The organism is Adhaeribacter soli, from assembly GCF_008727925.1.
Lineage (GTDB): Bacteria > Bacteroidota > Bacteroidia > Cytophagales > Hymenobacteraceae > Adhaeribacter_A > Adhaeribacter_A soli.
In genome coordinates this window covers 149,509-163,958 of sequence record NZ_VTWT01000013.1, presented here as the reverse complement: position 1 = coordinate 163,958, position 14,450 = coordinate 149,509, and the positions used below count along the sequence as shown (strand labels likewise).

At 47.7% G+C, this 14,450-nt stretch carries 11 protein-coding genes, 1 tRNA gene and 1 pseudogene; 10 read left to right on the top strand and 3 right to left on the bottom strand.

Going from position 1 to position 14,450, the window contains the following annotated elements:
• Positions 1-142: 142 nt before the first annotated feature.
• A tRNA-Met gene (locus F0P94_RS18720) sits at positions 143-216 on the bottom strand.
• Positions 217-335: 119 nt separating this feature from the next.
• On the opposite strand from F0P94_RS18720, the gene F0P94_RS18715 reads away from it, so the two are divergent.
• The 8 genes from F0P94_RS18715 to bshB1 all read left to right on the top strand — a co-directional run bounded on the left by F0P94_RS18715 (position 336) and on the right by bshB1 (position 9,315).
• The gene (locus F0P94_RS18715) at positions 336-746 is read left to right on the top strand and encodes an START-like domain-containing protein (protein WP_150905921.1); all 411 of its coding nucleotides are present in this window, start codon (positions 336-338) and stop codon (positions 744-746) included.
• Between the two features lie 73 nt (positions 747-819).
• Positions 820-2,229, top strand: coding sequence for an LptF/LptG family permease (locus F0P94_RS18710; RefSeq protein ID WP_150905919.1), 1,410 nt, complete (start codon positions 820-822; stop codon positions 2,227-2,229).
• Positions 2,230-2,389: 160 nt separating this feature from the next.
• Complete coding sequence (rpsO, locus tag F0P94_RS18705; RefSeq protein ID WP_150905951.1) at positions 2,390-2,665, top strand: 30S ribosomal protein S15; 276 nt, start codon at positions 2,390-2,392, stop codon at positions 2,663-2,665.
• Between the two features lie 141 nt (positions 2,666-2,806).
• Positions 2,807-4,957 (top strand): polyribonucleotide nucleotidyltransferase, encoded by a 2,151-nt coding sequence (pnp, locus tag F0P94_RS18700; protein ID WP_150905917.1) that lies wholly within the window; start codon positions 2,807-2,809, stop codon positions 4,955-4,957.
• A 184-nt stretch (positions 4,958-5,141) separates the two neighbouring features.
• The gene (locus F0P94_RS18695) at positions 5,142-6,005 is read left to right on the top strand and encodes a sigma-70 family RNA polymerase sigma factor (RefSeq protein WP_026464485.1); all 864 of its coding nucleotides are present in this window, start codon (positions 5,142-5,144) and stop codon (positions 6,003-6,005) included.
• 407 nt (positions 6,006-6,412) lie between these two features.
• Positions 6,413-7,354 carry a thioredoxin-disulfide reductase gene (gene trxB / locus F0P94_RS18690; protein WP_150905915.1) on the top strand — a complete coding sequence of 314 codons (942 nt, stop codon included), beginning with the start codon at positions 6,413-6,415 and terminating at the stop codon, positions 7,352-7,354.
• 204 nt (positions 7,355-7,558) lie between these two features.
• Entirely contained in the window at positions 7,559-8,581 is a 1,023-nt protein-coding gene (locus F0P94_RS18685; protein WP_225307291.1) for a M23 family metallopeptidase, read from the top strand.
• A gap of 14 nt (positions 8,582-8,595) precedes the next feature.
• Positions 8,596-9,315 (top strand): bacillithiol biosynthesis deacetylase BshB1, encoded by a 720-nt coding sequence (gene bshB1 / locus F0P94_RS18680; RefSeq protein WP_150905911.1) that lies wholly within the window; start codon positions 8,596-8,598, stop codon positions 9,313-9,315.
• A gap of 404 nt (positions 9,316-9,719) precedes the next feature.
• Here bshB1 and accC read toward each other — a convergent pair whose 3' ends face one another.
• On the bottom strand, positions 9,720-11,222 hold the full coding sequence (gene accC / locus F0P94_RS18675; RefSeq protein WP_150905909.1) for an acetyl-CoA carboxylase biotin carboxylase subunit: 1,503 nt from the start codon (positions 11,220-11,222) through the stop codon (positions 9,720-9,722).
• Positions 11,223-11,414: 192 nt separating this feature from the next.
• Here accC and F0P94_RS18670 point away from each other — a divergent pair, with 192 nt between their 5' ends.
• Positions 11,415-12,653 carry an aminotransferase class I/II-fold pyridoxal phosphate-dependent enzyme gene (locus F0P94_RS18670; RefSeq protein ID WP_150905907.1) on the top strand — a complete coding sequence of 413 codons (1,239 nt, stop codon included), beginning with the start codon at positions 11,415-11,417 and terminating at the stop codon, positions 12,651-12,653.
• A gap of 108 nt (positions 12,654-12,761) precedes the next feature.
• Positions 12,762-12,938, top strand: a pseudogene (locus tag F0P94_RS19995) (histone H1); the annotation flags it as partial.
• Between the two features lie 188 nt (positions 12,939-13,126).
• Here F0P94_RS19995 and tyrS read toward each other — a convergent pair.
• Positions 13,127-14,434: a tyrosine--tRNA ligase gene (gene tyrS / locus F0P94_RS18660; protein ID WP_225307290.1), complete on the bottom strand. Its 1,308-nt coding sequence runs from the start codon at positions 14,432-14,434 to the stop codon at positions 13,127-13,129.
• Positions 14,435-14,450: the final 16 nt, after the last annotated feature.

Below are 14,450 nucleotides of genomic sequence, written 5' to 3'. Positions count from 1 at the left end.
CTTGCTAATTTATATGCTTAGGAAAAATGCCCCCTCAACAATTCAGCTTGATCCGAAAACTGGAGGTGTTAATATTATTTTACTGATATAAACAAAAAAGCCTGTAAGTGGTTAGTTTACAGGCTTTTCGCAATATAATCAGTAGCGGGGAGCAGGGTCGAACTGCCGACCTCAGGGTTATGAATCCTGTGCTCTAACCAACTGAGCTACCCCGCCGTTTTGATGATGCAAAGGTAGCAAATAATAATTCGATGATGCAAGTTTTTTTTAAAGAAAATAATTTCCTTTATTGGGCTTCGTTATAATGCTGTACACCTCGTTATCAGAACACCGCCATGTCCAGAACTACCTCTTCCAAAGTGAAATTCACCCGGGAATATGCCATCAATGCTTCGCCTAAGATCCTGTACCCATATCTGAGCACGCCGGCGGGCCTTGGCCGCTGGTTTTCCGAAAAAGCCACGGTGGAGCCGGATAATACGTTCAACTTTATCTGGGATAAAACCGACCACTTTGCCGAAATGAGCAACCACCGCACCAACCGTTCGGTTCGCTTCATTTTTCTCGACGACGACAAGAACCATGTACCGGATGCCGACTACATCGATTTCACGATCGAAACCAGCGAACTTACCGGCGAACAGTTTCTGCGTATCACCGATTACTCTGCCGACCAGGACGAAGAAGAAATGGAAGAGCTTTGGAGTAATTTAATTCAGAGCCTGCGCGAAATAGTAGGCGGGTAATACTTTTTTAACCCGAAACCCTACTAATTTTGCACCCCGGCCCTGCGGCGTTTTTGCGGAGGCCCTCTTTTGCATGAAGAAACTAGATAAACTTATATTAAAATCCTTTTTCGGGCCCTTCTTCCTGACGCTGGCCGTAGTAGAATTTATTCTGCTTACCCAGTATATGCTGAAGTATCTCGACGATTTGGTAGGCAAAGACCTGGGCATGGCTGTTATTGTGGAACTGCTCATGTACTTCAGCATGAACATGCTGCCGGTGGCCTTGCCATTAGCCGTGTTGCTGTCCTCGCTGATGACCTTCGGGAACCTGGGCGAGCACATGGAGCTTACCGCCATTAAAACGTCCGGTATTTCCCTGATCCGTACGTTGCTGCCGATCTTCGTTTTTACGATTTTCGTTTCGATCTTCGCTTTTTTCTTCAACAACAATATCGTTCCGAAAGCCAACCTGAAAGCCTATAGCTTGCTTTGGGATATCCGGCAGAAAAAACCTTCGCTCGATCTGCGGGAAGGTTCCTTTTACAACGGAATTCCGGGTTACAGCATCAAGATCAATAAAAAATACCCCGACGGGCAGACCATTGCCGGTGTGATAATCTATGACCATTCGAAGGGGAGGGGTAATACTGCGGTAATCCTGGCTGACTCCGGAAAAATGTCCACCGTTCACAACGATCAGTATCTTTCCATCGAGTTGTTCAATGGCAAAACATTCGTGGAAGAAGCAGTAGAAAACGTCCGCGACGACGCCACGCCTTTTTTGCGGCAGCGTTTCAAGGAGAACCGCATCATGTTCAACCTGTCGTCTTTTAACCTGGACCGCACGCGCGAAGAGTTGTTTGCCGAAAACAAAATGATGAAGAATATCAGCCAGCTGCATTACGTAACAGATTCGCTGCGGCGGCAGGTTGTCCGGGAAGAGAAACTGGTTTCGAATAACGTGGCTCCCTATTATTCCTACTTCCGCAACAAGGTATCTTTATCGGGTAAAATTGATACGGCGAAAATGGAAGTAAAAAAGGCGGTTCCTCCTATAACCGTGAACACCATTCAGATTGCTACGAATAAAGCCCGGAACCTGCGGAGTTTTACCCAGAGCTACGTGGAGCGTTTGCAGAACACCGCCCGCGATTCCAACAACTTTGAAATCGAGATCTACCGGAAATATACCCAATCGGCGGCCTGCCTGGTTATGTTCCTGATCGGGGCGCCCCTGGGAGCCATTATTAAGAAAGGCGGTTTAGGCGTGCCGGTACTTATTTCCATTCTGTTCTTCATTACCTTTTATGTAATGAGTATTCTGGGCGAGAAATGGGGGCGGGAAGGCTTGCTGCCGGTTTGGGAAGGCATGTGGATGGCCAACCTGGTACTGCTGCCGATCGGTTTGTTTTTCCTCTACCAGGCCCGGAACGATTCGGCCTTGCTGGAGGTTGATATGTACAGAAGGTTCCTGAATAAACTGAAACGGAATAAGCTTTAAAAGCCTGATCAAACTTCACCGTTTCGCTGGTAAAAACGAAGGTTGAACCGGCTCTGAAAATTAAAGTTTCAGAATATTAGAAAAATATTTTAACAAGCGTATTTTTTCTTTACCTTTGCACTTTAAACCAAACAAGCTGCACAATAAAATTTTTTAATTGATGAAATTAACAACAGAAACCAAGAAAGAAATTTTTGCGAAAAGCGGTTTTAACAAGACAGCCACTGACACTGGCTCACCTGAATCTCAGATTGCCTTGTTTACCCATCGCATTAACCATTTAACCGATCACCTGAAGGTGAACAAAAAAGATTTCTCTACCCGCTTAAGCTTATTGAAACTGGTAGGTAAGAGAAGAAGCTTACTGAATTATCTTTACAAAAACGATATTACCCGTTACCGCTCTATTATCGCTGAGTTAGGTATCAGAAAGTAATAAAAAATTAAATTAAAGATTAGGGAATTCCGGACAAGAATTCCCTAATCTTTTTTAGTGCCGGCCGTTGCCACAAATAACGCGCCAAATGCAAAGCTGCCAAAGGGGGAGCTTTGTTTATGAGATGCAAACGCTATAAAGATGTCTTACAACGCAATTAACAAAACCATTATCATGGCCGACGGCCGTGAGATCAACATTGAAACCGGCAAACTGGCTAAACAAGCCGACGGCTCGGTGGTAGTACGGATGGGCAACACCATGTTGCTGGCTACGGTAGTTTCCTCGCCAACCGCCAAAGAAGGCGTAGATTTCCTGCCGCTTTCCGTAGATTACCAGGAGAAATTTGCTTCCTCCGGTAAAATTCCCGGTGGTTTCCTGAAAAGAGAAGCCCGCCTTTCTGACTATGAAATCCTGATTTCCCGGTTGGTTGACCGGATTCTTCGCCCGATGTTCCCGGAAGATTACCACGCGGATACCCAGGTGATGATCAACCTGATCTCGGCCGATGCCGAAGTGCTGCCGGATGCCCTGGCTGCTTTAGCCGCTTCTGCCGCCCTGGCAGTTTCCGATATTCCTTTCAACGGCCCGATCTCCGAAGTTCGCGTGGCCCGCATCGATGGTCAGTTTGTAGTAAACCCTAAAACTTCAGACATTGCCCGCGCCGATATTGAATTGATCGTAGGTGCTTCTTACGACAGCGTGGCGATGGTAGAAGGCGAAATGAACGAAGTTTCCGAAGCCGAAATGCTGGAAGCGATCAAAGTTGCCCACGAAGCCATTAAAATTCAGTGCAAAGCGCAAATGGAGCTGGCCGAAATGGTTGGCAAAACCACCAAACGCGAATATTCGCACGAAAACCACAACGAAGAATTACGCGAGCGTATCAAGCGTGAACTTTACGACAAAGCGTATGCCGCTGCCAAATTAGGCAACCCGAACAAAGCGGAACGCAAAAAAGCATTCGGTGCTCCTAAAGCGGAATTCATCGAATCTTTAGGCGAAGACCATACCTACGATGCCGGCATGATCGGTACGTATTACCACGACGTGGAAAAAGAAGCGGTGCGCAACATGATCCTGAACGATCGCGTGCGCCTGGACGGCCGTAAACTGGATGAAATTCGTCCGATCTGGTCTGAAGTGAATTACCTGCCTTCTACCCACGGTTCTGCCATTTTTACCCGCGGCGAAACCCAGTCGTTGACTACCGTTACCTTAGGTACGAAACTGGATGAGCAGCTGATCGACAGCGCCATGGTTTCCGGTACCAATAAATTCATGCTGCACTACAACTTCCCGGGTTATTCTACCGGCGAGGTGAAGCCTAACCGTGGCCCTGGACGCCGCGAAGTGGGTCATGGTAACTTAGCTATGCGTGCGCTGAAAAAAGTATTGCCTCCGGTAGAAGAAAATCCATATACAATCCGTATTGTTTCCGATATCCTGGAATCGAACGGTTCTTCTTCTATGGCTACCGTTTGCGCGGGTTCGCTTGCGCTGATGGATGCCGGTGTGAAGATCAAAGCGCCGGTTTCGGGTATTGCCATGGGTTTAATTACCGATATCGAAACCGGTAAATTTGCCGTGCTTTCCGATATTCTGGGAGATGAAGACCACTTAGGCGATATGGACTTTAAAGTTACCGGTACCAAAGCCGGCATCACGGCCTGCCAGATGGACATTAAAGTACAGGGCTTATCTTACGAAGTGCTGACCCAGGCCTTAGAGCAGGCAAAAGCTGGTCGTTTGCATATTCTGGGCGAAATGGAAAAAACCATTGCTGCACCTGCTGCCGACTACAAACCGCACACCCCGCGTTCCTTCAACATCATTATCGATAAAGAATTTATTGGTGCCGTGATCGGGCCAGGCGGTAAAGTAATTCAGCAGATCCAGAAAGATACCGGCGCTACTATCATTATCGAAGAGAAAAATGAGAAAGGCCACGTTAATATTTTCGCTACCAACCAGGAAAATATGAACGATGCCGTAAGCCGCATCAAAGCGATCGTGGCAGTTCCGGAGATCGGCGATGTTTACATCGGTAAAGTAAAATCTATTCAGCCTTACGGCGCTTTCGTAGAGTTTATGCCGGGCAAAGATGGCTTGCTGCACATTTCCGAAGTGAAGCACGAGCGTCTGGAAAGCCTGGAAGGCGTACTGGAAATCGGCGAAGAACTGAAAGTGAAACTGATGGACATCGACAAGAAGACCGGTAAGTTCAAACTTTCGCGCAAAGCCTTATTGCCAAAGCCTGAAGCTAAAAACACGGAGGCAAATCCCCAATAACTGATGAGTTGAATCTGCAAAGGTACATCTGCGTATGCGGCTGTACCTTTAGCAGTTTAAATTGCTGTAAACGAGTAAATTATTTCCGGAGGAAACCGAACTTTATAGGCGGAAACCGGCGTTCTTTATTTCGAGCCAGGAATGTAATATAATAAAATAAAATAACTTTTTCAATAATACCCCAATGAGACAACTCAAAATCAGTAAGCAGATTACCAACCGCGAAAGCCAGTCGCTGGACAAGTACCTCCAGGAAATAGGTAAAGTGGACTTGCTTACCCCCGACGAAGAAGTAACGTTAGCTCAGCGGATTAAAGAAGGCGACCAATTTGCGCTTGAAAAACTGACGAAAGCTAACTTGCGCTTCGTGGTTTCGGTTGCCAAACAGTATCAGAACCAAGGCTTATCGTTGGGAGATTTAATTAACGAAGGAAACTTAGGCCTTATTAAAGCGGCAAAGCGTTTTGATGAGACCCGTGGTTTTAAATTCATATCCTACGCGGTATGGTGGATCCGTCAGTCTATTCTGCAGGCTTTGGCCGAACAGAGCCGGATCGTACGTTTGCCTTTGAACCGGGTAGGATCCCTGAACAAAATTTCCAAATCTTTCTCCGAACTGGAGCAGAAGTTCGAACGCGAGCCAAGCCCGGAAGAGATTGCAGAAGTACTGGAATTAACCACTTCGGAAGTAGTAGATACCCTGAAAATTTCCGGCCGTCACGTATCGGTAGATGCACCTTTTGTACAAGGTGAGGAAAACCGCTTACTGGACGTACTGGAAAACGAAGACGAAGAAAGCCCGGATACCGGCCTGATGAACGATTCGTTGCGCAAAGAAGTACAACGTGCCCTTTCTACCTTAACCAAGCGTGAAGCCGACGTAATTACCCTTTATTTCGGACTGAATGGTGAGCATTCATTAACGCTGGAAGAGATCGGAGAGAAGTTCAACCTTACCCGCGAACGCGTACGTCAGATCAAAGAAAAAGCGATCCGTCGTTTACGTCATACTTCCCGGAGCAAGGCTTTAAAACCATATTTAGGCTAAGCAAAACGATACTGTTTTTACCCCAAAACCTCAGCTCCAAAGGCTGGGGTTTTTTTTCATTAATTGATCGGTAGAGACGTAATTCATTACGTCTTATACATTATGTCTTTCACAGCATTGCGACAGTATTGTGCGTCTTTTTCCTGCCGTTGTTGGTGTTTTCACCAACAACTTCTACTGCAGGTATTTTCTTGGCGGAGTTGAGTTGTTGGTGAAAACACCAACAACGGCGTAAACGGTGTAATATCCGGAATTTAGACGCAATAAATTGCGTCTCTACCGGGTTCTTTCATTAGACAATGCTATGGTTCAGGCGTGAAAAACCAATTGCCCATCGGCAGAAGGCTGAAAGGTTTCGGGATAAAATTTGTAATATTGTATCTGAATTTTTGAACTGATCTTTTACAATGACTGAAAACGAACACGTAAGATGTTTAATAATTGGCTCCGGACCGGCCGGCTATACGGCGGCAATTTATGCTTCCCGGGCTAATTTAAAGCCTGTTCTATATCAAGGTTTGCAGCCGGGCGGCCAGCTTACCATTACTAACGACGTGGAGAATTATCCGGGTTATCCGGACGGCATTAACGGCCCCCAGATGATGGAGGACTTTAAGCGGCAGGCGGAGCGCTTCGGTACCGACGTACGTTACGGCATTGCTACCGACGTGGACTTCAGTAGAAAACCCCATAAGGTTACCATCGACGACCATAAGGTAATTACGGCCGATACGGTTATCATTTCTACCGGCGCTTCGGCCAAATGGCTGGGGCTGGAATCGGAAGCACGCCTGAATGGCAACGGGGTTTCGGCTTGCGCAGTTTGCGACGGTTTCTTTTACCGCGGGCAGGAGGTTGCCATTGTGGGCGCCGGCGATACCGCGGCTGAAGAAGCAACTTACCTGTCTAATCTTTGCTCCAAGGTTTACATGATCGTGCGTCGCCATGAGATGAAGGCTTCTATCATTATGCAGGAACGCGTAAAGAAAACCCCGAACATTGAGATCCTCTGGAATACGGTAACCGATGAAATTTTAGGAAACGAAGTGGTGGAAGCCGTACGGGTGAAGAATATCGTTACGAACGAGCTTCGCGAAATTCCTGTCAGCGGTTTCTTTGTAGCCATCGGCCATCAGCCAAACTCCGATATCTTTAAGAAATACCTGAAGCACGACGAAAACGGGTACCTCCGCACCATTCCGGGAACTTCCCAGACCAACGTAGACGGCGTATTTGCGTGCGGCGATGTACAGGACTTTATGTACCGCCAGGCCGTAACGGCTGCGGGCTCCGGTTGCATGGCCGCGCTCGATGCCGAACGTTACCTCGCCGCTCAAGGTATTCATTAAATTTTTCTTTTTCCGGCCCGGAAACATACTAAACGAACCGATTGAAAGTTTAGGAAATATGTTGCCTTTTTACTCGTTTAAAAAGGCAACATACTCGTTTCCAGTGCCCTTATTACTTTTTGAATGCGTAATTTTTCCTTTAGATTACTGTTGCTGTTCTTTTTGGTTTTAACCGGTTTGCAAGGGTTTTCCCAAAGCCGGAATTTGCCCCCTAAAAAGGCCCCGGCAAAGAACAAACAGGCAGGCAAGAAAGATCTTTTTAAGATCAAAGCGCCGAAGATCCAGTATGTGCGTCCCGATACTTCTATTCTGATCGAGTACGACGAGTTTCCCGAGGATTCTTCCGATGCCGGCCGTTCTATCTTCTTTAACCCGGCTAAAAAGCTTTCCATCCTGAACGAAGATACCACTACGCTCGACTTGGGTGAACAGCAGATCGTGGAAATGTCGGATGAGATCCTGATCGATAGTACCTGGATAAAGGTTGCCGGCTATTACGCCATCTGGGATACGCACAATATTAACCCGTACCGCAAAGACGGCCGCAATATCAAAGATTCTCTGCACATTCACCTGGTAGACCATAGCAAGCAGCGTTACTCCAAAATGCCGCTTACCACTACGCCGATCACCTCCGATTTCGGTTACCGGGGTTATCGCTGGCATTACGGTACCGATATCGACCTGGATATGGGGGATACCGTTTATGCAGCATTTGACGGTGTGATCCGAATCTCGAAATACGATGGCGGTGGCTACGGTAATTACCTGGTAGTGCGCCACTACAACGGTCTGGAAACCCTGTACGGCCACTTGTCACGGCCATTGGTTAACGTAGGGCAGTTCGTAAAATCCGGTCAGGCAATTGGTATGGGCGGAAGTACCGGCCGTAGTTCCGGTCCGCATTTGCATTACGAAGTGCGCTACGAAGGCAACCCGATCGATCCGGAGCATATTTATAATTTCCCGGAGTACAAGCTGAAGAAAGAAGACTTTGTAATTACTTCGGCGCTGTTCAACTATTACAACACGGCTTTAAAATACAAGAAAAGTGCGCGCGGACGGGCTACGCGCGTAAGATCTTCAGCGTATCATAAAGTACGTTCCGGCGATACCATTTCGCAAATTGCCCGGAAGTACGGCGTTTCCCAGGCCCAGATCATGCGGCTGAATAAGATTTCCGGGAAAACTACTTTAAAGCTTGGCCGTAGCTTGCGTATCCGTTAAGTTAAATTCCTGCTATGAAATTAGACCTGCTTGCTTTTGCCGCGCACCCAGACGATGCTGAAATGTCATGTGGAGGCACCCTGATTGCGCACGTAGCCATGCGTAAAAAAGTTGGCATTGTAGACCTGACCCGCGGCGAGCTTGGAACCCGGGGCACCCCCGAAATCCGGAAGCAGGAATCCGAAGCGGCTACCAGGATCATTGGTTTGCACGTGCGGGAAAACTTGGAATTAGCCGACGGCTTTTTCGAGGTAAACCAGGAAAATAAGTTAAAAGTGGTTCAGGTGCTTCGCAAATACCAGCCGGAAGTCGTGTTGCTGAATGCCATTTCCGACCGGCATCCGGATCATGGACGCGGTTCTACCCTGGTTTCGGAAAGCTGCTTTTTAGCGGGCCTGAAAATGGTGGAAACAGTAGGGGAGAACGGCGAAAAACAGGAACATTGGCGACCCAAGCAGGTGTATCACTACATTCAGGACCGGATGCATACGCCCGATTTTGTAATGGATATTACGCCTTACTGGGAGCAGCGCATGGAAGCGGTTAGAGCCTACGGTTCCCAGTTCTACGACCCGAACAATCCGGAAGAAAATACCTACATCTCCAGCCTCGAATTCCTGAAGTTCCTGGAAGCCCGGAGCCGCGATATGGGCCATTTAATAGGCGTGGAGTTCGGCGAAGCCTTCACCAAAGAAAGGTTTATTGGCGTTCGGAGTTTATTTGATTTGGTTTAGAGCTAATTTCGGCGTTCAGCTGCAATGGTTTTATTCGCAAAGTCGAAGAACCAGAAAAAAATTAGGATTACATTATTGCGTCATCCCGAACGCCAGTCGAGGGAACTTATGGAGCCGCATAACTAGAATTAACCTGTAAGCCAAATCTTGCTACGCTCGCTTTGTCATTGTAATTTCCATAAGATTCTTCGACAAGCTCAGAATGACGCAAATTTTCTTACTTGCAGATTTTTAAGTTTAACCCTACGCTACTGAACAACACACTGTTGATTTAAAATAATAAGCCTGAGAAAATCAATTCTCAGGCTTTCGTTTTTCAGCCTAAAACGGTACCGTTCAGCACAAAAAAACCTGTGAGGTTTTTAAAATCTCACAGGTTTGATTACAATTTGAACTTTCGTGCCTTAAGAATGCAACCGGTTCTTTTTCCAGTTGGAAGTAGCAACCGCTGAGGCTTCGGCATTGGCTTTCACGTCCGGCTTTTTCTTGTCCATCAGCATGGCAGCCAGAGCAGCGGCAATCTCCGTTTCCGCCGGATTGATTTCCGGTTTCAGCATGTCCGGGGTGAAATAGCGATCGATGAATTTGGTGTCGAAGTTGCCGGAAATGAAGGCTTCGTGGTTTAAAACGAATTTACCGAAAGGCAACGTGGTTTCGATACCGGTGATCTTATATTCGTCGATAGCGCGGAGCATTTTTTCAATGGCTTCCTGGCGGTCTTTGCCGAAGGTTACCAGTTTGGCGATCATCGGGTCGTAGTAGATCGGAATTTCCATGCCTTCTTCAAAACCATCGTCTACCCGCACACCTAAGCCTTGCGGACGCTTGTACTGCTCCAGCTTTCCGATATCTGGCAGGAAGTTGTTTTTCGGATCTTCGGCGTACACGCGGAGCTCCAGCGCGTGGCCGTTAATGGTTAGGTCTTCCTGTTTAAAAGAAAGGGGGGCGCCTTCGGCAATTTTGATCTGTTCTTTTACCAGGTCGAGGCCGGTGATTTGTTCGGTAACCGGGTGTTCTACCTGCAAACGGGTATTCATTTCCAGAAAGTAGAAGTTCAGGTTTTCATCCATTAAGAATTCTACCGTACCGGCGCCGTGGTAATTGCAGGCTTTGGCTACGTTTACGGCGGCCTGGCCCATGGCTTCGCGAATTTCCGGCGTTAAAATAGCCGAAGGCGCTTCTTCAATTACTTTCTGGTGACGGCGCTGAATGGAGCATTCCCGCTCGAACAAATGCACAATATTGCCGTGCATATCGCCCAGCACCTGTATCTCGATGTGGCGCGGCGAACCAACGTATTTTTCAATGAAAACGGCACCGTCGCCGAATGCGGAAATGGCTTCGCTAACAGCCATTTTCATTTGTTCTTCAAAGATTTCGGCGCCGGTTACTACCCGCATGCCTTTACCGCCACCGCCGGCAGATGCTTTAATCAGGATCGGGAAACCGATATTGGTCGCTACTTTCTTGGCTTCTTCCAGGTCGGTAATGGCGTCTTTCGTGCCGGGTACCATCGGGATGTCGTAATTGGCTACGGCGGCTTTGGCGGCCAGTTTGCTGCCCATGAGGGTAATAGCCTCCGGCGAAGGTCCGATAAAAATTAAACCGGCTTCGGTTACGGCTTTGGCAAAGTTGGCATTCTCCGATAAAAAGCCGTAGCCCGGGTGAATGGCATCTACGCCTAATTCTTTGCAGACCTCGATAATTTTGTCGCCGCGTAAGTAAGATTCTGCCGATTTTGGGCCGCCAATACAAACGGCTTCGTCGGCGTAGCGCACGTGCGGCGATTTGCGGTCGGCTTCGGAGTAAACAGCTACCGTTTTAATGCCCATTTCGCGGGCCGAACGCATTACGCGGAGCGCAATTTCGCCGCGGTTAGCCACCAGTATTTTCCTGATTTTAGTCATTCTACTAATTATAATAGAGAGAGTCGAAATAAAGCTTCAAAGAAACAGTATTCTTTTGAAAGTAAAAAGTTAAACAAATGTTTGAGGTTTGATTTGCATTATAATAAACTTAAATTTGTGCACTTTTTACGGTAATTGCTGAATGGTTTTTATCGTCAAATCCGATTTCCAACTATTTAACCTGTATACACAGTGGATATTTTTGAAAAATTAGCAGCCAATCGTGGTCCGTTGGGCAGTCACTCTCACTATGCGCATGGTTATTTCACGTTCCCGAAACTGGAAGGTGAAATAGCGCCGCGCATGAAATTCCGGGGCAAAGAAGTACTTACCTGGAGCCTGAATAACTATTTAGGTCTGGCCAACCACCCGGAAGTACGGAAAGTAGATGCGGAAGCTGCTGCACAATATGGTATGGCTTACCCGATGGGAGCCCGCATTATGTCCGGAAACTCGAACCTGCACGAGCAACTGGAAGAACAATTAGCGGAGTTTGTACAGAAGCCAGCCGGCTTGTTGCTGAATTTCGGATACCAGGGCGTTCTTTCTATTATCGATTCGCTTTGCAACCGCCACGACGTAATTGTGTACGATGCCGAATCACACGCCTGTATCATCGACGGGTTGCGCCTGCACCAGGGCAAACGCTACGTGTATCAGCACAACGATATTGAAAGCCTAGAAAAACAACTGCAGCGCGCAACTAGATTAGCTGCTGAAACCGGTGGCGGTATTCTGGTTATTACCGAAGGCGTGTTTGGCATGAGCGGTAACCTGGGTGCTTTGCGCGAAATTGTTGCCCTGAAAGAAAAATACCAGTTCCGTTTATTCGTAGACGATGCCCACGGTTTCGGTACCATGGGTAAAACCGGCGCTGGTACCGGCGAGCACTTAGGCGTTCAGGACGGCATCGATGTTTACTTCTCTACATTTGCAAAATCCATGGCTTCTATCGGCGCGTTTGTGGCCGGGGAAGAATACGTGATCGATTACCTGCGCTACAACATGCGTTCTCAGATCTTCGCCAAATCCCTGCCGATGCCGTTGGTAGTGGGCGCGCTGAAGCGTCTGGAATTACTGAAAACCAAACCGGAGTTGAAAGATAAACTGTGGGAGATCGTGAATGCCCTGCAAAGCGGTTTGCGCGAAAAAGGCTTCAACCTGGGTACAACCAATTCTCCGGTTACGCCGGTTTTATTAGCCGGACAAATTCCGGATGCCACCCAGTTAACCCTCGACCTGAGAGAGAATTTCAATATTTTCTGCTCTATTGTGGTTTACCCGGTAGTGCCGAAAGACGTTATCATGCTGCGTTTAATTCCTACGGCTGCCCACACGCTGGAAGACGTAAAAGAGACGATCGACGCGTTTGAGAAAATTGCAGCTAAGCTAGATAAAGGCCTGTACTCGAAGCCTGCCGTTACGGCCTAATTATTTTTGCCTGTTTTTGAAAAAAAAAGTGCCTTATTTGCTTGTATTCGAAATATCTGTATATTAGAGCAATCAAATATTAATGTTTAACCAATAACAAACGCACTAATGAGCAAGAACAATTTTGGCCAGGTAAGAGATTTAATCATGTCACTGGAAGCTGATTTCGAAAAATTCTACGACAAGCAGAATTCAGCTGCCGGTACCCGCGTACGTAAAGGCATGCAGGAACTGAAAAACATGGCTCAGGACATCAGAAAAGAGGTTCAGGACATGAAAAACGCAGCTGGCGGCGAAACTGCTTCTGCTGGTTCTGCTTCTAAAGCGAAAGCTGGCGCTTCTGCCGGCGGTGCTAAAAAAGCAGCCGGTTCTACTGCAAAAGCAGGCAAAAAGTAATTAAAACAGTATTTGATCAAACAAAAAAGGTGGCCTCGCAAGAAGCCACCTTTTTTATTGTTAACCGCCGTAGCGGCCTAATTTACGGCAATCAGAAAATAATTTTTCTTTCCTTTCTGCACCACCAGATATTTATTTTGCAGCAATTCGAAAGCCAGTGGCTCTTCCGAATTTTGTACTTTTTCTTTATTAATGCTTACGCCGTTATCGGCGATCATGCGTTTGGCTTCGCCTTTGCTTTTAAAAATGATGCCGTTGGTAGAAGCTGCCAGCAGGTCGCTCACGGTTGGGGTAGCCTCGTAATCGGCGCGGGAAACTGCAATTTGCGGCACGCCTTCAAAAACGGCCAGCAGCATGTCTTCCGGCAGCCTTTTCAGCGTATCCAGGGTTCCTTTTCCGAACAAAACTTCCGAAGCTTCCACGGCGGCGCGGTAATCTTCGGCGGAATGCACCCGGATGGTTACGTCTTCGGCCAGGGCTTTCTGCAGGATGCGGAGGTTTGGCGCCTGTTTGTGTTCAGCGGTTAACCTTTCAATTTCTTCCTGAGGCAGCAGCGTGTACACCTTAATTAATTTTTCAGCTTCCTCGTCGCTCAGGTTCAGCCAGAACTGGTAGAACTTGTACGGGGAGGTCATGGAAGCGTCGAGCCAGATGTTGCCGCCTTCCGATTTGCCGAATTTGGTGCCGTCGGATTTGGTAACCAGGTTGCCGATTAAAGCAAACGCTTTTCCGCCGTCCATTCTCCGGATAAGTTCGGTACCGGTGGTAATGTTTCCCCACTGGTCGGAAGCGCCCATCTGCAGTTTTACGCCTTTGGTCTTATATAAATGGAAGAAATCGTAGCCTTGCAGTAACTGGTAGGTGAATTCGGTGTAGGAGAGGCCGGAAGCCGGGCCTTCTTCTTCCGAAGCCGTGATCCGTTTCTTCACCGAATCCTTGGCCATCATGTAATTCACGGTCATGTGCTTGCCTACGTCGCGAAGGAAACCCAGGAACGAAAAGTCTTTGAACCAGTCGTAGTTGTTTACCATTTCGGCGGAATTGGCGCCGGCGTTAAAGTCGAGGAATTTTTCCAGCTGTTTCCGGATGCCATCCTGGTTCGCGCGCAAGGCATCTTCCGAAAGGAAGCTCCGTTCCGCCGCCTTGCCGGAAGGGTCGCCGATCATGCCGGTGGCGCCGCCTACCAGGGCCATTGGTTTGTGGCCGGCCCGCTGCAAATGCACCAGCAGCATAATGGTTGCCAGGTTGCCGATGTGTAAAGAAGAAGCAGTAGGGTCGAAGCCAATGTAGCCAGTAACCATTTCGTTTTTCAGTAAATCATCGGTGCCGGGCATGGCGTCGAAAAACATGCCGCGCCATTTCAGTTCATCAATCAGGTTTATCATAATTTCGGTTGTTCGA

Coding starts and splice junctions, on each gene's coding strand:
- F0P94_RS18715 (WP_150905921.1), top strand. CDS start 336: ATGTCCAGAACTACCTCTTCCAAAGTGAAATTCACCCGGGAATATGCC.
- F0P94_RS18710 (WP_150905919.1), top strand. CDS start 820: ATGAAGAAACTAGATAAACTTATATTAAAATCCTTTTTCGGGCCCTTC.
- rpsO (WP_150905951.1), top strand. CDS start 2,390: ATGAAATTAACAACAGAAACCAAGAAAGAAATTTTTGCGAAAAGCGGT.
- pnp (WP_150905917.1), top strand. CDS start 2,807: ATGTCTTACAACGCAATTAACAAAACCATTATCATGGCCGACGGCCGT.
- F0P94_RS18695 (WP_026464485.1), top strand. CDS start 5,142: ATGAGACAACTCAAAATCAGTAAGCAGATTACCAACCGCGAAAGCCAG.
- trxB (WP_150905915.1), top strand. CDS start 6,413: ATGACTGAAAACGAACACGTAAGATGTTTAATAATTGGCTCCGGACCG.
- bshB1 (WP_150905911.1), top strand. CDS start 8,596: ATGAAATTAGACCTGCTTGCTTTTGCCGCGCACCCAGACGATGCTGAA.
- accC (WP_150905909.1), bottom strand. CDS start 11,222: ATGACTAAAATCAGGAAAATACTGGTGGCTAACCGCGGCGAAATTGCG.
- tyrS (WP_225307290.1), bottom strand. CDS start 14,434: ATGATAAACCTGATTGATGAACTGAAATGGCGCGGCATGTTTTTCGAC.